The sequence below is a fragment of the Nonomuraea maheshkhaliensis genome (genome assembly GCF_039529435.1).
GTDB lineage: Bacteria > Actinomycetota > Actinomycetes > Streptosporangiales > Streptosporangiaceae > Nonomuraea > Nonomuraea maheshkhaliensis.
This window is the reverse complement of sequence record NZ_BAAAMU010000045.1, coordinates 56216-79198: the sequence shown is the minus strand read 5'-3', so window position 1 is coordinate 79198 and position 22983 is coordinate 56216. Positions and strand designations below refer to the sequence as shown.

The following is a 22983-nucleotide window of genomic DNA, read 5'->3' as shown; positions in this document are numbered from 1 at the left end:
CTCCGACCTGGCCGCCTCCGCCGCCGCGCTGGCCGCGCTGGCGGCCGGGATCCGGCGTACCGTCATCGGCACCATCAGCGGCGCGGGCCTCGGCCACGCCGGCGGCGACCTGTCGGTGACGGACATCCTGGCCACCCTGTACGGCGCCGTGCTGCGCGTCGATCCGGCCGACCCGGACTGGCCCGAACGCGACCGGTTCATCCTGAGCAAGGGACACTGCTCGGTGGCCCTCTACACCACGCTCACGACCTGCGGTTTCTTCCCCGCAGAGCGGCTGCGGACGTTCGCGGCCCCGCTGTCGCCGCTCAACGGCCACCCGAGCCGCAGGGCGGTGCCCGGTGTCGAGACCAGCACGGGCCCGCTCGGCCACGGGCTGCCCGTCGGCGTGGGCGTCGCGGTGGGCCTGCGGCTGCGCGGCTCGGCGGCCAGGACGGTCGTGGTGCTGGGCGACGGCGAGCTGCAGGAGGGCAGCAACTGGGAGGCCGCCATGACGGCCGGGCACAGGAAGCTGGCCTCGCTGACCGCCGTGGTGGACCGCAACGGGCTGCAGCAGGGCGCGCGCACCAGCGCGACGAACGACCTGGAGCCGCTGGCCGACAAGTGGCGGGCGTTCGGGTGGGAGGCCGTCGAGGTGGACGGGCACGACCATCTGGCGCTGCTGGACGCCGTCACCGCGCCGCGCGCCGGCCGGCCGCGCTGCGTGATCGCGAGGACCGTGAAGGGACGAGGGGTGTCGTTCATGGAGGATCGGGTGGAGTGGCATCACCGGGTGCCGGACCCCGAGCAGACCCGCCTCGCGCTAGAGGAACTGCGTTGATCGTCGAGGAGCGGCACGACTGCAGGGACGCCTTCGCCGAGGAGCTGGTCCGGCTGGCCCGCGCCGACAGCCGGATCGTGGCCGTGTGCAACGACTCGGTGGGGTCGAGCAAGCTGGGCGCCTTCGCCGCGGAGTTCCCGGACCGGCTGGTCAACGTGGGCATCGCGGAGCAGGACATGGTCGGCATCGGCGCCGGGCTGGCCAACGCGGGGCTGGTGCCGTTCGTGTGCGGGGCGGCGACGTTCCTGACCGCGCGGGCGCTGGAGCAGATCAAGGCCGACGTGGCCTACAGCGTGGCTAACGTCAAGCTGTGCGGGATGAGCCCCGGGCTCTCGTACGGGGCGCTGGGGCCGACCCACCACTCGACCGAGGACCTGTCGTGGCTGCGTGCCATCGCGGACCTGCCCGTGGTCGTGCCCGCCGACCCGGCCCAGACGCGGGCGGCGATCCGGTGGGCGGCGCGGACACCGGGGCCGGTGTTCCTGCGGATCGGCAGGTTCCCGGTGCCGGACGTGTCGCCGCCGCAGGGCCCCGCCTTCACCTACGGCCGGGCGGTGCGCCTGCGCGAGGGCGTGGACGCCACGATCGTGGCGACCGGCACGCTGGTGAGCCGGGCGCTGGAGGCGGCCGCGCTGCTGGCCGAGCACGGGGTGCAGGTCAGGGTGGTGAACGTGTCCACCATCTCCCCTCTTGACCGGGAGGAGATCATGGCCGCGGCGCGGCAGACCGGGGCGGTCGTGACGGCCGAGGAGGCGGTGCCCACCGGCGGGCTCGGGGCGGCGGTGGCGGAGGTCGTGCTGGAGACGCGGCCTGTGCCGATGCGGCTGCTCGGTCCCCGTACGTTCGCGCCGACCGGGGAGACGGAGTTCCTGCTGGAGTACTACGGGCTCACCGCGGCCGGGATCGCCAGGTCGGCCTTGGAGGTGCTGGGCCTTGACCACCACATCTGACGTAACCGGCGGGCGTGGCGGGGTCTTCGTGCTGGGGGTCGACCAGGGCACGAGCGCGACCAAGGCGATCCTCGTCGACACCTCGGGCGAGCCGGTGTCCGTGGCCTCGGCCCCGCTCTCGCGGCGGGATCCGGCCCCTGGACGGGTCGAGCAGGACGGCGAGGAGCTGTGGCGCGGCGTCCTCGACGCGGTGGCGAAGTGCCTGGCCGGACTGCCGTCCGGCGGCCGGGTCGCGGCGGTGGGGCTGAGCGTGCAGCGCGAGTCGGTGCTGCTCTGGGACCGCGCCACGGGCGAGCCCCTGGGCCCGCTGGTGAGCTGGCAGGACCGCAGGGGCGCCGAGCTGTGCGCCCTGCTGGCCGCCGAGGGCGCCGCCCGGCGGGTCCGCCGGATCAGCGGCCTGCCCCTGGACCCGATGTTCTCGGCGGCCAAGGCGGCCTGGCTGCTCGACCGGCACGACCCGCGCCGGGCCCGCGCGGCGCGAGGTGAGCTGTGCCTGGGCACGGTGGACTCGTGGCTGCTGCACCGGCTCGGCGGCGGGCACGTCGCCGAGGTGGGCTGCGCGTCCCGCACCCAGTTGCTCGACGTGCGGCGGCGGGCGTGGAGCCCCGAGCTGCTCGCCCTGTTCGGCGTGCCGGTGGAGGCGCTGCCCCGCGTGGTCGCCTCCACCGGCGAGCACGCCGGCGCGGGCGGGCTGCACCCGTCGCTGGCCGGGATCCCGGTCTCGGCCGTGCTCGGCGACTCGCACGCCGCGCTGTTCGCGCACGCGGCGGGGCGGCGGGGCCGAGTCAAGGTCACGTACGGCACCGGCTCGTCCGTCATGGGCCTCGCGGGACCCGAGGCGGCGGCCGGCGAGGAGTTGTGCCTGACGATCGGATGGGACGACGGCGAGCCGGCGTACGCCCTGGAGGGCAACGTCCTGTCCACCGGCGCCACGATCACCTGGCTGGCCGGGGTGCTCGGCACCGAGCCCGGCGAGCTGGCACGGCTCGCGGCCCGTGGCCACCGGGGTAGGCTGCACATCGTGCCGGCGTTCGGTGGCCTCGGCGCACCGTGGTGGGACGACCGTGCGCAGGCGGTCATGACGGGCTTCGGCCTCGACACCCGCAGGGAGGACATGGCGAGGGCGGCGATCGACTCGATCGGCCTTCAGGTCGGCGACGTCGTGTCGGCCATGGAGCGCGCGGCCGGTCCGGTCGAGGAGCTGCTGGCCGACGGCGGGCCCACCGCCAACGCCGACCTGATGCAGTGGCAGGCCGACGTCAGCGGCCACGCGGTGCGGGTCGCGCGGCGGCCGGAGCTGTCGGCGCTCGGCGCCGCGCATCTGGCCGGGGCGGCATCCGGTGTATGGTCCCGCCGGGAGCTGTCCGGGCTGCCCCGCCACGGCCGGCGCTACACACCCGTTCTCGCGGTGTGCGAGCGGCGCCAAGCCCTAGCACAATGGCACTCGGCAGTGGCCCGGGCTCGCCACCGGACCAGCAAGAGCGGCGGAGCCGAAGCGGAGGCCAGCGATCGTGGGAGCTGAAGGTCAGTTCGAGAAGGGCCGTGCCGTCGGCGAGCCCGTGAGATACAGCGGCCGCCGGCTCAGCCAGGAGTCCGAGCGCATGCGGCTGCTGGTGCGCGTCGCCCGGCTCTATCACGAGCACGGCGTGCGGCAGCCGCAGATCGCCGCCCAGCTGCGCATCTCGCAGCCGCGGGTGTCGCGGCTGCTCAAGGAGGCCGCGGAGATCGGCATCGTGCGCACGGTGGTCGTCGTGCCCAGCGGCGTGCACGCGCTGCTGGAGGAGGACCTCGAACGCAAGTACGGCGTGGAGCAGATCATCGTCGTGGACGCGGCGGGCGAGAACCACGACGTGGTGGCCGCGCTCGGCTCGGCCGGGGCGACCCATCTGGACGCCACGCTGATCGGCGGCGAGCACCTCGGCATCTCGTCGTGGAGCGCGAGCCTGCTGGCCACCGTGGAGGCCATGCAGCGCCGTCCTGTGCGGGTGGCCGAGGAGGTCGTGCAGCTCATCGGCGGTGTGGGCAAGGGCTCCGCGCAGGTGCAGGCGACCAGGCTGGCCGCCCACCTGGCGGATCTGACCGGCGCCGAGCCGGTCTTCCTGCCCGCGCCCGGGCTGGTCGGCTCGGCGGTGGCGCGGCAGGCGCTGTCGGACGACCACGTGGTGCGTCAGGTGGTCGACGCGTGGTCGCGGCTGACGACCGTGCTGGTGGGGATCGGCAGCCTCAACCCGTCGCCGCTGCTGCAGGAGAGCGGCAACGCGATCTCCGAGGACGAGCTGGAGACGCTGCGCGGGCTCGGCGCGGTGGGCGACGTCTGCCTGCGCTTCTTCGACGCCGAAGGGCGGCTGATCGACTCGCCGCTGGAGGAGCGCATTCTCGGCATTCCCGCCGCCGACCTGCTGCGGGTGCCGCGACGCATCGCCATCGCCGGGGGCCGGCGCAAGACGGCCGCGATCAGGGCCGCGCTCAAGGGCGGCTGGGTCAACACGCTCATCACGGACGTGGGCGTGGCCGAGGAGCTGCTCAAAGACTGACCCCGTCTCATCCGGCGCCGGTCCTGGGCATCCCCCAGGACCGGGTGCCCGGCTCCGCTGAGACCCGTGCCCGTCCATCAAGGGATCCATCAGGGCGTCCGTCAAGGCCGTCGTGCGCCGCGCACGGCGGCCTTCTTCGTGCCATGAGGCGGCTCAGCGTTTACTGGCGCGTCATCTGCCGGGAAACCGCTCTTGACACTGACATGCGTGTCGTTCACGATGTGATGAATCCACTCCATTCATGGCTGAATAAAAATTCTCACCTAGCGACAGCGTGGGTCCGGAGTGTGCCGAAAGACGGCACAGCCCTGCCTTTTTCCGGGGCGGAAAGCGAGCGTTTCGATGACCGAGGCCCTTGGCTTCGATCCCCAGCAATCAGCATTCAGCCGGCGCACTTTCGTGCGCTCGGCGGCATTGGCCACGCCCGGAGTCGCGCTGGCCGGAATTCCGGGCACGGCCGGCGCCGAGCCGGCGCCGAGCTCCACACCCACCCCCGCGCCGAGCGCCCAGGCGGCGAAGAAGATCCCCGCCTTCCCCGGGGCCGAGGGCGCGGGCATGTTCACAACCGGCGGCCGGGGCGGCGCCGTCTACGAGGTGACCAACCTCGACGACGACGGCCCCGGCTCGCTCCGCGCGGCCTGCGCCAAGTCGGACGGCACGATCGTCTTCCGGGTGGCCGGCACCATCAAGCTCAAGGGCGGGCTCGACGTCACCGGGTCGAACCTCACGATCGCCGGCCAGACCGCCCCAGGGCACGGCGTCACCGTCACCGGCAACGAGACGCAGATCAAGGGAAACAACATCATCCTGCGTCACCTGCGCTTCCGCGGCGGCGACGAGCTGGGCACCCCGATCGACACGTTCGCCGCCCGGGGCGTGCGCGACCTGATCATCGACCACTGCTCGTTCAGCTGGGGCGTGGACGAGTGCTTCTCCGTCTACGGCAACACCAACGTGACCGTCCAGTGGTGCGTCATCTCCGAGGGCCTGACGAACTCGGTGCACGACAAGGGCCGGCACGGCATGGGCGGCCTGTGGGGCGGTGACACGATCACGTACCACCACAACCTGCTCATCCACCAGAACGCGCGCAACCCGCGCTTCAGCTTCGAAGAGGGCATGGCCCTGCTGGTGGACCACCGCAACAACGTGATCTACAACCCCGGCATCACCTCCTGTTACGGCGGCGAGTGGTCCAACGGCATCAACCTGGTGGGCAACTACTACAAGCCGGGCCCCAACACGCTGCCGAAGATCGCCAGGGAGATCGTCGCCCCCGGCCGGTTCGGCCAGTGGCACGTCAGCGGCAACGAGATCGCCGGCCACGCCGACGTCACGGCCGACAACACGCTCGGCATCACCTACCCGATCGGCGGCATCACGCTGCTGCCGCAGCCGGTGGAGTTCCAGAACGGGATCACCGAGCAGACCCCGCAGCAGGCGTACGCAGCCGTGCTCGACCAGGCGGGCGCCACCCTGCCGCGCCGGGACGCCATCGACGCCCGGCTGGTCAACGAGGCGCGCACCGGCACCGGCCGGCACATCGACTCGCAGAAGGACGTGGGCGGCTTCCTGCCCTTACCGTCCGAGGTGGCCGCGCCGGCCGACACCGACAAGGACGGCATCCCGGACGAGTGGGAGACCGCCCAGGGCCTCAACCCGGACGACGCCAAGGACGCCCAGGCGGTCGGCGGCGACGGGTACACGAACCTGGAGCGCTACCTGAACTCGATCCAGCGGACCGGGGCGCCCAACCCCGAGGTGGCGATCACCTCACCCACGATCGACCAGGTGTTCGCAGCGAACAAGGACAAGCAGCAGGTCACGGTCACGGCCGAGGCCACGGCCGCCGGGGGCGCGAGCATCGCCAGGGTCGAGTTCTTCCACGGCGACGAGAAGATCGGCGAGGCGACGGCGGCGCCGTACCGGGCGACCTGGCAGGGCGTCACCGACGGCACCTACTTCCTGACCGCCAGGGCCACCGACAGCACCGGCTCGGCCACCACCTCCTCGCTGGTGCCGATCCACGTCAACCGCACCAGGACGCACTCCGGGTGGCAGGTCAAGGACGTCGGCGAGGTGCCGATCCCCGGCAACACGGCGCTCAAGGACGGCGTGTTCACCATCAAGGGGTCCGGCAAGATCGCCGGCTGGAAGGACTCCTTCCACTTCGCCTACAAGGCGGTCGGCTTCAGCAAGCGCGGCGAGGTGCTGGAGATCACCGCCCGGGTGGACGACGTGAGCAAGAACCACGTGGACGCCGTGGCCGGGATCATGATCCGGCAGGACCTGGAGCCCAACTCGCCGTTCATGATGGCCGGCATCGGCTACGCGGCCAGCAGCGAGGACGGCTCGCGCAGGCGCGCCAAGGCGATCAGGGTCGCCTCCCACGGTACGACGCCCAGCGTCGGCGTGTTCCCGCCGGCCGGCGACGATCCGCTGGACGACAAGCCGTACTGGCTGCGGCTGGTCTGCCGGAGCCTGCCGACCGGCGGCGACATCGAGTTCGAAGCCTTCCTCTCGGACAACTCGCTCAACTGGGACCGCATCGGCTACGAGCGCATCGTCATGCGGACCGGCCGGTTCTACGTCGGGCTCGCCGTGGACGGCAACCAGGAGGCGAACGGCGTCCCCGTCTACACCACGGCGACCTTCCGCCAGGTCAAGGTCAATCGTTAGACCCGAACGGAGCACCACCCATGACAGAGCACGTGTTCACGAGGAGGAGCCTGCTCCGCGGCGGCGGCCTGCTGATGCTGGCCACCGCCTCCGGCTGCAGCTTCTTCGACACCAGCCCGGACTCGGGCTCCGCCGGCGCCGCGCGCGCGGCCGACCTGTCCGCCAAGGAGGCGCCGGCGCTGGCCGAGCTGGTCAAGGCCGGCAAGCTGCCGCCGCTGGAGCAGCGCCTGCCGAGGAACCCCCTGGTCGTCAAGCCGCTGCGGGAGCCGGGAGCGTACGGCGGCACGTGGAACTCGGCGATGGTCGGCGAGGACGACATCGACTGGCTGTACTACACGCTCGCCTACGAGCCCGTCGTCCGCCTCAAGCCGGGCACCAACGGGCAGAAGGGCCCGGACGACATCGTCGCGAACGTGGCCGAGTTCGAGGTGAAGGACGGCGGTCGCGAGTACGTCTTCCGCCTGCGCGAAGGCCTGAAGTGGTCCGACGGCGAGCCCTGCACGGCCGACGACCTGCTGTTCGCCTTCGAGGACGTGGCCGTCTACAAGGACCTGCACACGACCGGCGTCTACGACCTCTACCTGGAGAACGGCACCACGGACGAGCTGGTCAAGGTGGAGAAGCTGGACGAGCGGACCGTCCGCTACGCCTACAAGGAGCCGAAGGCCGGCCTGCTGTTCCAGCTCGCGGTCTCGACGCTGGAGCGGGGCGGGGCCTCCGGGTTCCTGCTGCCCAAGCACTACCTCAAGCAGTTCCACAAGAAGTACAACCCGGACGCCGACAAGCTCGCCAAGGAGCAGCAGCTGGAGGACTGGACCCAGCTGTTCATGAACAAGAACGACGTCCCGCACAACGCCGACATGCCCACGCTGCACCCGTGGAAGATCTCCAACGCGCTCGGCCGGGGCACGGCGGTGGTGGCCGAGCGGAACCCGTACTACTGGAAGGTCGACGAGCAGGGGCGCCAGCTCCCCTACATCGACCGGTTCAGGGCGGAGGTCCTCGGCGACGTCGAGGTGGAGCTGCTGAAGATCATGAACGGCGAGATCACCATGCAGACCCGCAACTTCAACACGCCGGAGAACAAGCCGCTGATCGCGCAGAACGCGGCCAAGGGCAAGTACCGGATCTTCGACGTGCCGAGCCGGCTCAGCAACACGATGATCATCCAGTTCAATCAGACGATCGGCGACGACGACCTGCGCGAGCTGTTCAGGAACAAGGACTTCCGCGTCGGGCTGTCGTACGCGATCAACCGCAAGGAGATCATCGACGGCGTGTACGCGGGTCAGGGCGAGCCCTGGCAGGCCGCGCCGTCGAAGACCAACGCGCTCTACGACGCGGACTTCGCCAAGCAGCACACCGAGTACGACGTGGCCAAGGCCGGCGAGCACCTGGACAAGGCGGGGCTGAAGAAGGACGCGAGCGGCAGGCGGCTCGGCCCCGGCGGCAAGCCGCTGACCGTCACCATCATGTCCAACACGGACTTCCCGCACCACGTGCAGGCGCTGGAGTTCGTCAAGAAGCACTGGGAGGCGGTCGGGGTCGGGCTGCGGGTCGATCCGGTCGCCGACACGCTCTTCACCGAGCGCTCGATGGGCAACGAGCCGCAGGCGTCCACGTACACGTGCAGCGACTTCGACCTGATCACCGGCACCGGCGGCGATCACTACTACGTGCCGAGCAACTCCGGCAGCGCCCGCTACGCCATCCGCTGGGCCCTGTGGTACGGCAGCAAGGGCAAGAGCGGCGAGGAGCCGCCCCAGGTGGTGCGCGAGCAGCTCGACGCGTTCACCGCGATGCGCAACGAGCCGGACTTCACCAAAGCGCTCGCCCACGCCAAGGAGGTCGTGCGCATCGCCAAGGAGCAGTTCTACAGCATCGGGATCAGCTCCTACCCCGCCGAGTACGGCATCGTCGCCGAAACGGTCAAGAACGTGCCCGACACCATGGCGAGCGCGCAGGTGACCCCCGGGCCGACCATGCCCGAGCAGTACTCGTTCTGAGGGGCCGACGTGCTGGGTTACTTCGGCCGCCGGCTGGTCTACGTGGTGGTGACGTTGTGGGCGATCTCGATCGTCACGTTCGTCATCATCAACCTGCCGCCGGGCGACTACGTCTCGACGGTGATCGCGAACGCGCAGGCGGGCGGGCAGAGCCTCACCCCGGCGGAGATCACCAACCTCAGGCTGCGCTACGGCCTGGACGATCCGCTCATCGTCCAGTACTGGCGCTGGTTCTCGGCGATCATCTTCCACGGTGACTTCGGTCAATCGTTTGCCTGGAATCAACCGGTCTCGACGCTCATCGGCGAGCGGGTGCTGCTCTCGGCGATCCTGTCGGTCAGCTCGCTGCTCATGGTCTGGGCGATCGCGTTCCCCATCGGGATCTACAGCGCGGTCAAGCAGTACTCGTGGGGTGACTACGGCTTCTCCTTCCTCGGCTTCATCGGGATGGCGGTCCCCGAGTTCATGCTGGCGCTGATCCTCATGTACATCGGGTTCCGCTACTTCGGGGCGAGCGTGGGCGGGCTGTTCTCGCCGGAGTTCCAGGACGCGGCCTGGAACCTGGGCAAGGTCCTCGACCTGCTCGGCCACCTGTGGGTGCCGATCGTGGTCATCGGGGTGTCCGGCACCGCCGGCATGATCCGGGTGACCCGCGCGAACCTGCTCGACGAGCTCTACCGGCCCTACGTGCACACGGCCAGGGCCAAGGGGCTGCCGGAGTGGAAGCTGCTGCTGAAGTACCCGGTACGGATGTCGCTCAGCCCGTTCTTCAGCACGGTGGGCTGGCTGCTGCCCGGCCTGATCGGCGGGGAGACCATCGTGTCGGTCGTCATGAGCCTGCCGACCGGCGGCCCGCTGCTGCTCAGCGGCGTCATGAACCAGGACATGTATCTGGTCGGCAGCTTCGTGCTGATCCTCAGCGTGCTGACCGTGGTCGGCACCGTGGTGAGCGATCTGGCGCTGGCGTGGTGGGACCCGCGAATCCGCAAACGGTACAAGAGAGAGTAGCGCCCCATGTTTCTCAGGCGACCCACGACGAAGGAAGCGGGGACGCTGCCGCAGTGGCGGCTGATGTGGCGGCAGTTCCGCAGGCACCGGCTCGCGATGGCCGGCGCGGCGATCCTCATCCCGGTCTACTTCGTGGCGATCTTCGCGGAGTTCTTCGCGCCGATGTCCAGCTCGACGGCGAACACGTCGATGACGTACGCGCCGCCGCAGGTGCTGCGCCTGTCGGGTGAGCACGGCCCGCACGTGTACGGGTACACGACCGAGCGCGACCCGAAGACCTACGAGCAGACCTACACCGAGGATCCGTCCCAGGTGGTCGAGGTCGGGCTGTTCGTGCGCGGGGACGCGTACAAGCTGCTCGGGCTGATCCCGTCCGACATCCACCTGATCGGGCCCGTGCAGAAGGGCGCGCCGTTCTTCCTGCTGGGCTCCGACCAGAACGGGCGTGACCTGCTGTCCAGGCTGATCCACGGCGCCCGCGTGTCGCTGTCGATCGGGCTGGTCGGCGTGGCGGCCAGCTTCTTACTCGGCATGCTGATAGGCGGCATATCAGGGTATTTCGGTGGCGCTGTCGACAACATCGTGCAGCGGGTCATCGAGTTCCTGATGGCGATCCCGACCCTGCCGCTGTGGATGGCGCTGTCGGCCGCGCTCCCCACCGACTGGGGGCCGCTGACCCGGTACTTCGCGATCACCGTGCTCCTGTCGCTGATCGGGTGGACCGGGCTGGCCAGGGACGTGCGCGGGCGGTTCCTGTCGCTGCGCGAGGAGGACTTCGTCACCGCCGCCCGGCTGGACGGCGTGGGCCGGCTGTCGATCATCTTCCGGCACATGATCCCCTCGTTCGCCAGCCACATCATCGCCTCGCTGTCGCTGGCCATCCCGAGCATGATCCTGGGCGAGACCAGTCTGAGCTTCCTCGGCCTGGGGCTGCAGGCGCCGGCGGTGAGCTGGGGCGTGCTGCTGGAGGGCGCGCAGAACGTGCGCGTGGTCGCCAACGCGCCGTGGCTGCTGGCGCCGGGCATCGCGGTGGTGGTCGTCGTGGTCGCGATGAACTTCTTCGGGGACGGGCTGCGTGACGCCGCGGACCCGTACGGATCGGCGGGCCGGCCCCGCGCCAGGACGCCCTTCTGGCGCAGGCGCCCGCGGCGACCGGCCCCCGTGAGCACCGGCACCGCCACCAACGCGGCGGCCGGAGCCCCGGGCGACACCCCGGGCGACACCCCGATCGAGACCCCGATCGACACGGCAAGGAGGCGGTGAGTCGTGGGCGCGGACGACGTGCTGCTGGAGATCGAGGACCTGCGCACGCACTTCCTCATGGACGACGGCGTGATCGCCGCCGTGGACGGCGTGGACCTGCGCGTGCGCAGGGGCGAGACGCTGGCCATCGTCGGCGAGTCGGGATGCGGGAAGAGCGTCATGGCCCGCTCGATCCTGCGCCTGGTCGACCGGCCGGGCCGGATCGAGGGCGGCAGGATCACCCTGCACCGCGACGGCGGCCCGGTCGAGCTGGTCGGCGCGCCCTCCCGGCTGCTGCGGGAGATCAGGTGGCGGGACATCGCGATGGTGTTCCAGGAGCCGATGGCCTCGCTGAGCCTGGTGCACACGATCGGCAGCCAGATCGTCGAGGCGGTCCGGCTGCACGAGAACGTGGGCAAGGCCGCCGCCCGCAGGCGCGCGATCGAGATGCTCGACCGGGTCGGCATCCCGATGCCGCAGCGGCGGGTGGACTCCTATCCGTTCGAGCTGAGCGGCGGCATGCGGCAGCGGGCGATGATCGCGATGGCGCTGTCGTGCCGGCCGAGCCTGCTCATCGCCGACGAGCCGACGACCGCCCTGGACGTGACCACGCAGGCGCAGATCCTGGAGCTGCTGCGTGACCTCCAGGACGAGTTCGGCATGGCGATCATGCTGATCACGCACGACCTCGGCGTGGCGGCGCAGGTGGCCGACACGATGGCGGTGATGTACCTGGGCCGGGTCGTCGAGTACGGCACCGCCGAGCAGGTGCTGGGCGAGCCCCGCCATCCGTACGCGCAGGCGCTGCTGCGCTCGATGCCGCGGCTGGGGCGCGCCGCGCGCACCCGGCTGACGGCGATCAAGGGCATGGTCCCGCCCCCGTACGCGCGGCCCGCCGGTTGCGCCTTCCACCCGCGCTGCGACCGCGTCGTGGCCGGTCGGTGCGACGTGGCGGAGCCGCGCCTGATCCCGGTGAGCGAGCCCGCGGGCGACCGCGAGGTGTCCTGCCTGCTCTACGAGGAGGACAAGTGAGCACGGAACCCCTGCTGCGGATCGAGGGGCTGACCAAACACTTCCCCGTCCGCAGCGGCCTGCTGGGCCGGCAGGTCGGCGCGGTGAAGGCGGTCGACGAGGTCGACCTGGACCTCGTCGCTGGCCGCACGCTCGGCCTGGTCGGCGAGTCCGGCTGCGGCAAGACGACGCTGGGCCGGTGCATCGTGCGGGCGCACGACCCGACCGGCGGGCGCATGCTCTACCGGCGGCCGGACGGCTCGGTGATCGACGTGGCGGGGCTGAAGGAGAAGGAGCTCACGTCGTACCGGGCGGAGGTACGGATGATCTTCCAGGACCCGCACTCGTCGCTCAACCCGCGCAAGACGCTGCGCGAGATCATCGGCGAGCCGATGCGGGTGCACAGAACCGGCACCAAGGAGGAGATCGAGGCGCGGGTCGGCGAGCTGCTTGAGCGCGTCGGCCTGCGGCCCGAGTACGCCGACCGCTACCCGCACGCCTTCAGCGGCGGCCAGCGGCAGCGGGTCGGCATCGCGCGGGCGCTGGCGCTCTCGCCCCGGCTGGTCGTCGCCGACGAGGCGGTGAGCGCGCTGGACGTGTCGGTCCGGGCCCAGATCCTCAACCTGCTGACGGACCTGCGGGAGGAGGAGGGGCTCGGGTTCCTGTTCGTCAGCCACGACCTGGGCATCATCGAGCACGTCGCGGACGACGTCGCGGTGATGTATCTGGGCCGGGTGGTCGAGCAGGGCCCGACCGAGCGGCTCTACCAGCGGCCCATGCACCCCTACACCGAGGCGCTGCTGTCGGCGGTGCCCGATCCCGATCCGGCGGCCAGGAAGCAGCGCGAGCGGATCAAGCTGCTCGGCGACATCGCCGACCCGGCGCACGTGCCGCCTGGCTGCCCGTTCCATCCCCGCTGCGTGTACGCGCGGGACGAGTGCCGCACAGAACGGCCGCCGCTGCGCGAGGTCGAGGGGCGGCGGGTGGCCTGCCACTTCGCCGGAGAGCTCGACCTGCGCGGCGTCCCCGACCCCGACGTCCGAGAGGTGAGCGCGTGAACGAGGCGCAGTCCAAGGATGCCGTGCGCGAGCGTGATCCGCGTTTCGACGGTGTCGTCCGCCCTGCCGGCGGCCCTTCCGGCGGGCTGACGGGCGCCCGCGAGGCGCTGCTGCCGGCGCCGCACGGGCCCGACAACCACGCCGCCAACCTGCTCCGCACCGGCGGCGGCGAGCTGCTGTGCGCCTGGTTCAGCGGCCCTCAGGAAGGCGATCCCGGCACGAACGTGGTGCTCTCGCGGCTGACCGGCGACCGCTGGGAGCGGCCGCTGCTCGTGGCGGCCGACCCGCTGCGCAGCGAGCAGAACCCGGTGCTGTTCGAGGACGGCGGCGGGCGGGTGTGGCTGCTGCACACCTCAAGCGAGCCGCACGACCAGACGACCGCGCACGTCGTGGCCCGCGAGTCTGCGGACGCGGGCCGCACGTGGAGCGAGCCGCGCGTGCTGTTCTCCCGGCCGGGCGTCTTCGTCCGGCACCCGCCGGTCGTCCTGGACGACGGCACGTGGGTGCTGCCCGCCTACCACTGCACGACCGGCGGTGACCACAGCGTGGTGGAGGTCAGCGCGGACGACGGGCGTACGTGGAGCGAGCACGAGGTGCCCGCGAGCGCGGACCTGGTGCAGATGACGATCGCGCGGCGGCCGGACGGCCGGCTGCTGGCGATGTTCCGCGACCGGCGGGCGGGGCGGATCCACGCCGCCACCTCCTCCGACGGCCGCACCTGGTCCGCCCCTGAGCGGACCGGACTGCCGAACAACGACTCCTCCGTCCAGCTCACGAGGCTCGGCGACGGACGGCTCGCGCTCGTCTACAACGACGCGAGCCTGGAGCGCGACCAGTTCAGGTGGGTGACCAAGCACGGCGAGCGGCGCAAAAAGGCACTGCGCACCCCGCTGGCCGTCGCCGTCTCCGAGGACGGCGGCGCGACCTGGCCGCACCGGCGAATTTTGCAGGACGCCGACGCCGAATATCGGCAGAACGAGCTCGGCTATTCCTATCCGACGGTCACCGAGGGCCGGGAAGGACGGCTCGACGTCGCCTTCTCGTATTTGCGGAAGACCATCAAGCATCTGGAGATCGACGCTTCATGAAAATCCGGCAGAGCCTTTTATACGGCGCCCTGGCGGTCGCCGTCGGCGTGCCCTCCTACCTGGCGGGCGGGCCCGCCGGCGTGGCGGGCGGAGCTGACGGCGGCGACGTGCGGGTGGATCCGCCCACCGGCGCGTACGCCTGCCGCCAGGACGTGGCGGCCCCCGACCCGGCCGTGCCCAAGGTGCACGCCGCCGCCGTCACGCAGGCCCCGACGGGAGACCTGCTGACCGTCTACTACGGCGGCGCCTCGGAGGGCGCCGCCGACCAGGCGCTGTACCTGTCACGCCTGGAGCCGGGCAAGAGGACCTGGTCGAAGCCCGAGGTCGTGTTCGACGAGGCGGGCAAGGCCGACGGCAACCCCGTGCTGTGGTCGGACGGCGAGCGGGTCTACCTGTTCTTCGTCGTCATCGAGGGCCACGGCTGGGAGCAGTCCTCGATCCGGCTCATCACCTCCGGCGACGGCGGCCGTACCTGGAGCGAGCCCGCCACCATCCGCTCCGAGTGGGGCTGGATGGTCGGCACCAGCCCGATCCGGATGTCGAACGGCGAGGTGCTGGTGCCCATCTACGACGAGGAGAAGTCCACCTCCGGCTTCTACGTCTTCAGCCAGGACATGAGCACGTGGAAGTCCTATCCGGAGGACGCCGGGGCCTGGATCCGCACGCCGAAGGGCTCGATCCAGCCGACCGTGGCGGAGGTGGAGCCGGGCCGGCTGGTGGCGTACCTGCGGACCGGCGACCAGGCCATCTACAGGAGCGAGTCCACCGACTTCGGCCGCACCTGGAGCGCTCCCGCGGCCGAGCCGATCGGCAACCCGAACTCGCGGGTCGCCGCGCTGAAGCTGGCCGACGGCAAGCTCGTGCTGGCCTACAACCCGTGGGTGGAGCACCGCTCCCCCATGCGGCTCTCGCTCTCGCCCGACAAGGGGCGCACGTGGGAGAACTCGGTGGACGTCGAGGCGCAGTCGGGCCCGCAGTTCACCTATCCGGTGCTCACGCAGAGCTCCGACGGATTCATTCACCTGGTCTATTCCTACAACCGCAACAACATCCGGCACGTCGTCTTCAACGAGGAATTCCTCCGAAATTCGGTGGGGCTGCTGTCGAACTGGCCCGAACACACGATCACCGAGTTCAGGAAGGGCGTCCGGCGAAATGTCGTGCGCCAGTGCGGCTACACCCCCTCGAAATAGCCCGGCTGAAGGAGATCCCCTGTGAACAAGGTGCGTGCTGTCGCGCTGCTCGCCCTCGCTCTGTCCGTCACCGCCGTCCCCGCCGACGCCTCCGCCGCGGCCTGCAAGGACGTGCCGAACAAGTACAACCTTCCGTTCAGCGTCTGCGACGACGAGCTGTTCATCTTCGCGGCCAACTACAAGCCGTTCGAGTCGACCGTCCAGGATGAGCAGGGGGCCGCGACCAGGGTCTTCGACGAGCTCATCGGGAACAAGCTGCGCGCGGCGTTCCCCGACGTCAAGATCAAGTACGCGACGTGGGACTACCCCGTCCGTTACGAGGACCTGAAGAAGGCCGGGGTCACCCCGGACATCGTCATCGAGGACCCGAAGAACCGCATCGACCGCGACCTCGAACCGCTCGGCTGGGTCGGCGACCTCACGGCCGACCTGGAGCGGGCCGGCATCGACCTCAGCACGCTGAACCAGGCGGCGGTGGAGCTGACCAGATCGCGCTCCGACGGCGGCATCTACGGCGTGCCGCTGTTCATCGACGAGCACGTGCTGCTCTACAACAAGAAGATCTTCGACAGGTTCCGGGTGAGGTATCCCAAGCCCGGCATGACGTACGACGAGGCGTACAAGAAGGCCGAGCAGCTGACCAGGGACGACGGCCTGGATCACTACAAGGGCTACATGCAGCACCCCGACCAGTACCTCGACTTCAACCAGGCCGGTCTCTACCCGTTCCTGCCGACGTCGAGCGAGGAGCCCGCGCCCGAGGACGTCAAGGTCGACATCAGCGGCGCCGCCTGGAAGACGTACGTCGACAACCTGTACCGCTTCCTGGAGATCCCGCGCAACGACTTCACCACCGTCACCGACTTCTTCAAGGGCGACATGAGCCAGCCGGGCCACCTGGCCATGGCGGTCGACACGCTGTCGCGGCTCAACATGTACGCGGGCAGCGAGCTGTTCATCGAGGACGGTGACGAGGCCGCCTTCGCCGAGCAGGCCAGGAGCGTCGACATCGGCGTCAGCGCGATCCCGGTGCTGAAGAAGGGCGCCACGACGACCTACCAGCCGAACACGCGGGCCGCGTTCGTCCCGCCGTCCTCGCCCAAGAAGGAGCAGGCGCTGGCGATCGTGAAGTGGCTGGTCTCCGAGGAGGGCCAGGCCGAGCTGTCCAGCCACGGCGTCAAGGCGGTGCTGGAGACCGACCAGGTCGTGGCGAGCTTCGGCAAGGCCGTTCCCGAGCTGGCCAAGATCGACACCTCGGCCGTCTACTGGGGCGAGAACGCCGCGATCTCCAATTATGCGAACACCGAGTACTGGGACCTGCCGCTGTGGTCGGTCTACCGCCAGCACATCCTGCGTGACGGCGGGACGCCCGAGCAGGCGCTGACCCTCTCCCAGCAGCAGGACATCCCCAACTACATCAAGGCTCAGTCCGAGTCAGGGAAGGATTGGTAACACTGTCCCCCACCGTGGAACGCTGGGGCGTCCACGAGATCGAACTGGCCGGGCCTTCCGGCGGCAACCCCTTCACGGAGGTTCGCCTGTCGGCCCGGTACCGGTTCCGCAATCGCGTCGTCGAGGCCGAGGGCTTCTACGACGGCGACGGCGTCCACCGCGTCCGGTTCATGCCGGACGCGGTGGGTTCGTGGAGCTACACCACCGTCAGCAACGTGACCGAGCTGGACGGGCACACGGGCGGCTTCGAGGCGGGGCCGCCCGCTCCCGGGAACCACGGCCCCGTGCGGGCCACCGGCACCGACTTCGAGTACGCCGACGGCACCCCGTACCTGCCGTTCGGCACGACCGCCTACCACTGGACGCACGACATGGACGCGGAGCGCGAGCGCAGGACGCTGGCCACGCTCGCCGCCTCCCCGTTCAACAAGCTGCGCATGTGCGTGCTGCCGACCGGGCCGATGCGGCCGCCCGAGGTGCCGTTCGCCGGCGAGGATCCCGGCGGGCTGGACAGGACCCGGTACAACCCGGTCTTCTTCCGCCATCTCGAAGCCAGGATCAGGGATCTGCTGGAGCTGGGCATCGAGGCCGACGTCATCCTCTTCCACCCGTACGACGGAGGGGTGCGGGGAGTCGAGGACATGGGGCGCGAGGCCGACCACGCCTACCTGCGGCACGTCGTCGCCCGTCTGGCCGCCTACCGCAACGTGTGGTGGTCGGCCGCCAACGAGTACGACTTCAACCGGGCCAAGACCGTCGCGGACTGGGACGACATCCTGCGCACGATCCAGCGGCTGGACCCGTACGAGCACCTGCGCTCGATCCACAACGGCACCCGCATGTACGAGGTCGCGACCCTGTACGACAACACCAAGCCATGGATCACCCACCACAGCGTCCAGCACTGGGACGTCACGCCGGCCTCCGAGTGGCTGCGCGCCTGCCCGAAGCCGGTGGTGCTGGACGAGATCTCCTACGAGGGGAACATCGGCAAGCGCTGGGGCAACGTCACCGGCCCCGAGCTGGTGGACCGCTGCTGGGAGGCCATGGCGCGCGGCGCGTACGCGGGGCACGGCGAGTCGCTGGCCGGGCACGAGGAGCGGGCCTGGATCGGCAACGGCGGCGGCCTGTACGGGGAGAGCCCGGCCAGGATCGCGTTCCTGCGCGAGGTCATGGAGGGGCTGCGCCGCGACGGCGGCGCCCTGCGCTACCTGGGCCGGCGGCGACCGGCCCGCGTCACGGTGGAGCCGCCCTCGGACGGCGGCGCCCGCGAAGGCGCCCGCGAAGCCGGCCACGAGGGCGGCCACGATGACGGCCACGATGACGGCGGCTACACCGTGGAGATCATCGACGCCTGGAACATGACGCGCACGCCGGTTCCGGGCGTGTACCGGGGACGGGCCGAGATCGTGCTGCCGCGCCGCCCGTACCTGGCGCTGCGGATGACGGAAGTGGAGGACCGATGAGGATCGGGCCGATGGCGACCACCGCGCTCGGCTGGCACCTGCACGGCGAGAAGCGGCGCGCGCGGACACTCGCCGCCCTCGCGTCCTCGCCGTTCGACCGGGTGCGGATGGCGGCGGCCGCGACCCGGTGCACGCTGGACGAGCTGGAGGAGCGGATCTCGGAGCTGGCCGCGATCGGCGTGACCGCCGAGATCGTGCTGCTGCGCGCCGAGGACGGCATCGACGACGCCGGAGCCGCCGCCCGCTACGTGACGGAGGTGGTCCCGCGGCTGGCCGCGCACGCGAACGTGTGGTGGTCGCTGTCGGACGACCCCGCCGCGCTGCCGGGCCTGTCCGAGCACGACTGGGTGGCGCTGGCGCGCCTGGTCGCCGAGGAGGGCCCCGGCCGCCACCCGCTGTCGATCACGACGGGCCCGGACGACCCGCTGCTGTGGCGGCACGGCTTCACCCACGGCAGCGTGACCGTGCCCCGCCCGCGCGACGCCTGGGTGCGGACGCGCGACCACCACCTGCCGGTGCTCATGGACATGTGCGGGTACGAGGGCGACGCGGACGACCCCTGGCGCAGCCTGCCCCCCGAGGAGGTGGTCACCAGCGCGTGGGACGGCGCGATCCGGCGGCGGTACGTGACGCACGGCGAGGCGTACGCCGATGACGAGGGCCTGACCTGGTCGCGGGACGGCGGGACGCTCACCGGCGAGGCCGTCCCCCGGCTCGCCCTGCTGCGGCACGTCTTCGCCGGGACGCCGGACGAGGCGACCTATCGCGACCGCGACGCGCCCATGCTGGAGCTGCCCGGCGAGTTCTACCTGGAGTTCTGCGGCGAGCACCGTTTCCCGCAGCGGGAGTACGAGGTGCCGGAGGGGCGGTACGAGGTCGAGGTGATCGACACGTGGGAGATGACGGTCACGCCGGGCGGCGTGCGGGAGGGCCCGACGGTGACGGTCGACCTGCCGGGCACGGTCGGCCAGGCCGTGCGGCTGAGGCGGTGCCCGTGACCGTCTCCGCGCGGACCGCCGGCAGCCCCGGCAGCTCCGACAGCACCGCCATCGCCGCCATCGCCGAGCCGGGCGGGAAGGACGTCGACGTGGTGGCGGGCCGGGACGGGCCGGAGATGCTGCTCGGCCGCCGCGACGCCGGCGCCCCGCACCTGCGGGTCCCGCTGCGCGGCCTGCTCACCGCCTCGGCGGGCCGGCCGTGGCGGGTCGAGCCAGCGCGGCCCGGCGGCGTGACGGTGACGGACGGCGGGACCCTGGTGGTGACGGCCCAGGCCGAGGCGCTGAGCGCGCGCCTGGAGCTGGCCTTCACCCCCGACGGCCGGCTCACGCTCACCACCACGTGGCGCAACGACTCGGCCGAGGAGGTCGCCGACGTGGCGGCCGGCCTGCTGATCCCGCTGCCCACCGAGGACGCCCACGTGACCGTGCCCGGCGTGCTCTACAACGACAACCCTTCGTCCGACCCGGCCCGTACCGTCCCGCACATCGCGGGCGGGCTCGTGGTCGAGGAGCACCGGCTGCCCGTCCCCGCGGTCAACGCCGCGTGGGACGGCCGTTACGTCAGCCTCTTCGCCCACCCCGAGCCCGACCGGTCTCCCGAGGACGGCACCGTCGCCTACGGCTCGCTCGGCCTCCTGCGCTCGCCGAAGCTCACGGAACAGCGGCTGACGGAACCGGGGCCGACGGAACCGGGGCCGACGGAACCGGGGCCGACGGAACCGGGGCCGACGGCGCACGGGCTGACGGTGACGGCCATGTCCGGCGTGATCATGTTCGACGGGCGTCCCGACGTCTGTTACGTCAGCAAGGCCGAGATCGCCGACCGGCCGGTCGGCTACCGTGACCTCGCCCCCGCGGCGACCCTCACCACCCGGCACACGCTGGACTGGGGGCCGGTCGAGCCGCGCGGGCTCGGCTTCACCACGCTCGTGCGCACCGGCCTCTACCAGGACGAGGGCGCCCGGCCCTTGTCCGCCGACGAGCTGGTCCGGCTCAAGGCCAACGCCATGGACGCCCGCTGGAACGGCGACGGCTACCTCGCCTACGACGGCGTACGGCACGGCCGGCCCCGGTCATATCTGTACGGCTGGACCGGGCAGTGCATGAAGCTGGCCCGCTGCGACGCCCTGCTCGGCCTCCAGGAGGACCGGCCGGAGCGGATCGAGCGGGCCCGGCGGGCCGCGGACTTCTACGTCGCGGGCAGCGCGACGCGGGTGCGCGGCCTGCGGGCCGCCCGCTACCTCGTCGACGACGGCGCGTGGGAGCCGTTCCGCAGGGACGGCGCGGACTTCGTCTCCAGCCGCGCCCACGGCGAGACCATCGCCGACCTGGCCGGCCTGGCCGCCGACTTCAGGGACGCGGGCCTCGACGTGCCGCCGGAGTGGGAGGAGGCGGTGGCGCAGGCCGCCACGCTCTTCTGGCACTCGCGGCTGCCCGAGGGCGTCGTCCCGCTCGGCTGGACCCCGACGGGCGCCTCGGTCAGCACCATGGTCAGCGCGGCGGGGATCGCGTGCGTGCAGGCGATGCTGGGGGCCTACCGGCTCGGCGGCGAGCGCGTGTGGCTGCTGCGCGCCGAGGAGGTGCTCGGCCAGTACCACCGGCTGCACGCGGCCACGTTCGAGCGGCCGTTCGCGCACGCCACGCTCGACGCCTCAGGGGAGGACAAGGAGGCCGGGATGTACTACTTCCTGGCCGCCTTCGAGCTGTACCGGCTCACCGGCAAGGAGCTGTACGCGCGGTGGGCGCGGACGGCGGCCGACTGGCTGCTCACGTTCGTCTACGTGTGGTCGCCCGAGTACGACACGGGCACCACGTTCGAGCGGCGCGGCTTCAAGGCGTGCGGCTGGCCGTCGGTGAGCGTGCAGAACCACCACCTCGACGTGTTCTTCCCGACGTCCGAGCTGATGGAGTTCGGCCTGGCGACCGGCGAGCCCTGGTACGCCGAGCGCGCCTGGACGATCCTGCACGCCATGGGCCAGGGCGTCTGCGCGGAGCCCGGCGACTGGGGCTTCGAGGTGCCCGGCGAGCAGGGTGAAGGGTTCTTCCAGACCAACTGGCAGCGTACGGGCGAGGCGAACACGTGGAACCCGTCCTGGGTGATCGCGCTGCCGCTCTACCACGCGCTGCGGATGAGGAAGGCGGCATGAACTTCGCCGACGAGGAAGCGGCCTGGCGGTACGCGGACGAGCTGAAGGACCGGGTGCGCCCGCCGGAGTTCCCCGACCGCTGGTTCGACCTGACGGACTACGGCACCGGCGGCCCCTGGACGGAGGCGTTCCGCGCCGCCGTCGCGGCCTGCCACGAGGCGGGCGGCGGTCATGTGCGGGTGCCGCCGGGAACGTACGAGACCGGCGCCATCCACCTGCTCAGCGACGTGGACCTGCACGTCGAGGCGGGGGCGACGATCCGGTTCAGCACCGACCCGGCCGACTACCTGCCGGCCGTCTACACCCGGTTCTCGGCCGTCGAGTGCTACAACTACTCCCCCTTCGTCTACGCCTACGGCCAGGAGAACATCGCGATCACCGGCGCCGGGACGCTCGACGGCTCCGCCGGCCCCGAGCACTGGTGGCCGTGGGTGGGCACGCCCGAGTTCGGCTACCGGGAGGGGCAGCCGCACGAGGCGGCGGACTGGGCCGAGCTGCAGCGGATGGCGGCCGAGGGCGTCCCGGTGGCGGAGCGGGTGTTCGGGGCCGGGCACTACCTGCGGCCGAACATGATCCAGCCGTACCTGTGCCGCAACGTGCTGGTGGAGGGCGTGCGGATCGTGCGCTCCCCCATGTGGGAGATCCATCCGGTCCGGTGCGAGAACGTGCTGGTCAGGAACGTGTCCATCCACTCGCGCGGCCCCAACAACGACGGCTGCGACCCCGAGTCGTGCCGCTCGGTGGTGATCACCGGGTGCGTGTTCGACGTGGGCGACGACTGCATCGCCATCAAGGCGGGGCGCGGGCCGGACGGGCGGCGGGTCGGGGTGCCGTGCGAGGACGTGCTGATCGAGGACTGCGACATGCGTTACCGCTACGGTTCGGTCGCCATCGGGACGGACACGACCGGCGGCATCCGCAACGTGTTCGTCCGCCGCTGCCGGTGGGGCGGTCCCGGGCTGTACTTCGGGCTCTACATCAAGACGAACTCCGTGCGCGGCGGCTTCGTGGAGAACGTCTACGTCAAGGACGTCGAGGTCAGCGAGCTGACCAAGGAGGTCGTCTCGATCGACCTCTACCACGGGGACGGGCACAACGGCGACGATCCGCCGCCGATCAGGAACGTTCACGTGTCGGGAGTGCGCAGCGACCGCACGCGCAGCGCGTACCTGCTGCGGGGGTATCCCGAGCAGCCGCTGCGGGAGATCACGATCAGGGACAGCTCGTTCGCGCGGGTGCTGCGGGCGGACGTGGCCCGCGACGTGGAGGGACTGTCGGTCACGGGGGTGACCGTGGGCGAGAGCTGATCGCGGGCCTGGCTGATCGCGGGCGGG

General features: G+C 71.2%; 17 protein-coding genes. All 17 read left to right on the top strand.

Annotated elements, in window-relative coordinates; all coding sequences use genetic code 11:
* A partial coding sequence (locus ABFX54_RS27930; RefSeq protein ID WP_346109522.1) for a transketolase occupies positions 1–817 on the top strand: 817 nt, incomplete at its 5' end.
* A complete protein-coding gene (locus ABFX54_RS27925) occupies positions 814–1767 on the top strand; it encodes a transketolase family protein (protein WP_346109521.1) in 954 nt (317 codons plus the stop codon). The genes ABFX54_RS27930 and ABFX54_RS27925, both read left to right, overlap by 4 nt.
* Positions 1751–3289, top strand: coding sequence for an FGGY family carbohydrate kinase (locus ABFX54_RS27920; RefSeq protein ID WP_346109520.1), 1539 nt, complete (start codon positions 1751–1753; stop codon positions 3287–3289). Before ABFX54_RS27925 ends, ABFX54_RS27920 begins: the two co-directional genes overlap by 17 nt.
* Positions 3279–4301: a sugar-binding transcriptional regulator gene (locus tag ABFX54_RS27915; protein WP_346109519.1), complete on the top strand. Its 1023-nt coding sequence runs from the start codon at positions 3279–3281 to the stop codon at positions 4299–4301. Before ABFX54_RS27920 ends, ABFX54_RS27915 begins: the two co-directional genes overlap by 11 nt.
* A 342-nt stretch (positions 4302–4643) precedes the next feature.
* Positions 4644–6980, top strand: coding sequence for an Ig-like domain-containing protein (locus ABFX54_RS27910; protein WP_346109518.1), 2337 nt, complete (start codon positions 4644–4646; stop codon positions 6978–6980).
* A 20-nt stretch (positions 6981–7000) separates the two neighbouring features.
* The gene (locus ABFX54_RS27905; RefSeq protein ID WP_346109517.1) at positions 7001–8986 is read left to right on the top strand and encodes an ABC transporter substrate-binding protein; all 1986 of its coding nucleotides are present in this window, start codon (positions 7001–7003) and stop codon (positions 8984–8986) included.
* 9 nt (positions 8987–8995) lie between these two features.
* Entirely contained in the window at positions 8996–9994 is a 999-nt protein-coding gene (locus ABFX54_RS27900; protein ID WP_346109516.1) for an ABC transporter permease, read from the top strand.
* 6 nt (positions 9995–10000) lie between these two features.
* A complete protein-coding gene (locus ABFX54_RS27895) occupies positions 10001–11257 on the top strand; it encodes an ABC transporter permease (RefSeq protein ID WP_346109515.1) in 1257 nt (418 codons plus the stop codon).
* Between the two features lie 3 nt (positions 11258–11260).
* Positions 11261–12268 carry an ABC transporter ATP-binding protein gene (locus ABFX54_RS27890; protein WP_346109514.1) on the top strand — a complete coding sequence of 336 codons (1008 nt, stop codon included), beginning with the start codon at positions 11261–11263 and terminating at the stop codon, positions 12266–12268.
* On the top strand, positions 12265–13305 hold the full coding sequence (locus ABFX54_RS27885) for an ABC transporter ATP-binding protein (RefSeq protein ID WP_346109513.1): 1041 nt from the start codon (positions 12265–12267) through the stop codon (positions 13303–13305). Before ABFX54_RS27890 ends, ABFX54_RS27885 begins: the two co-directional genes overlap by 4 nt.
* Positions 13302–14393, top strand: a complete 1092-nt coding sequence (locus ABFX54_RS27880) for a sialidase family protein (protein ID WP_346109512.1) — start codon at positions 13302–13304, stop codon at positions 14391–14393. The genes ABFX54_RS27885 and ABFX54_RS27880 overlap by 4 nt, the downstream gene beginning before the upstream one ends.
* On the top strand, positions 14390–15586 hold the full coding sequence (locus tag ABFX54_RS27875; RefSeq protein ID WP_346109511.1) for a sialidase family protein: 1197 nt from the start codon (positions 14390–14392) through the stop codon (positions 15584–15586). The genes ABFX54_RS27880 and ABFX54_RS27875 overlap by 4 nt, the downstream gene beginning before the upstream one ends.
* A 21-nt stretch (positions 15587–15607) precedes the next feature.
* Positions 15608–17038: an ABC transporter substrate-binding protein gene (locus ABFX54_RS27870; RefSeq protein WP_346109510.1), complete on the top strand. Its 1431-nt coding sequence runs from the start codon at positions 15608–15610 to the stop codon at positions 17036–17038.
* Between the two features lie 14 nt (positions 17039–17052).
* Positions 17053–18504, top strand: coding sequence for a DUF5060 domain-containing protein (locus ABFX54_RS27865; protein WP_346109509.1), 1452 nt, complete (start codon positions 17053–17055; stop codon positions 18502–18504).
* Entirely contained in the window at positions 18501–19502 is a 1002-nt protein-coding gene (locus ABFX54_RS27860; protein WP_346109508.1) for a DUF5605 domain-containing protein, read from the top strand. The genes ABFX54_RS27865 and ABFX54_RS27860 overlap by 4 nt, the downstream gene beginning before the upstream one ends.
* Positions 19499–21649, top strand: a complete 2151-nt coding sequence (locus ABFX54_RS27855; protein ID WP_346109507.1) for a hypothetical protein — start codon at positions 19499–19501, stop codon at positions 21647–21649. Before ABFX54_RS27860 ends, ABFX54_RS27855 begins: the two co-directional genes overlap by 4 nt.
* Entirely contained in the window at positions 21646–22956 is a 1311-nt protein-coding gene (locus ABFX54_RS27850) for a glycoside hydrolase family 28 protein (RefSeq protein WP_346109506.1), read from the top strand. The genes ABFX54_RS27855 and ABFX54_RS27850 overlap by 4 nt, the downstream gene beginning before the upstream one ends.
* Positions 22957–22983 lie beyond the last annotated feature (27 nt).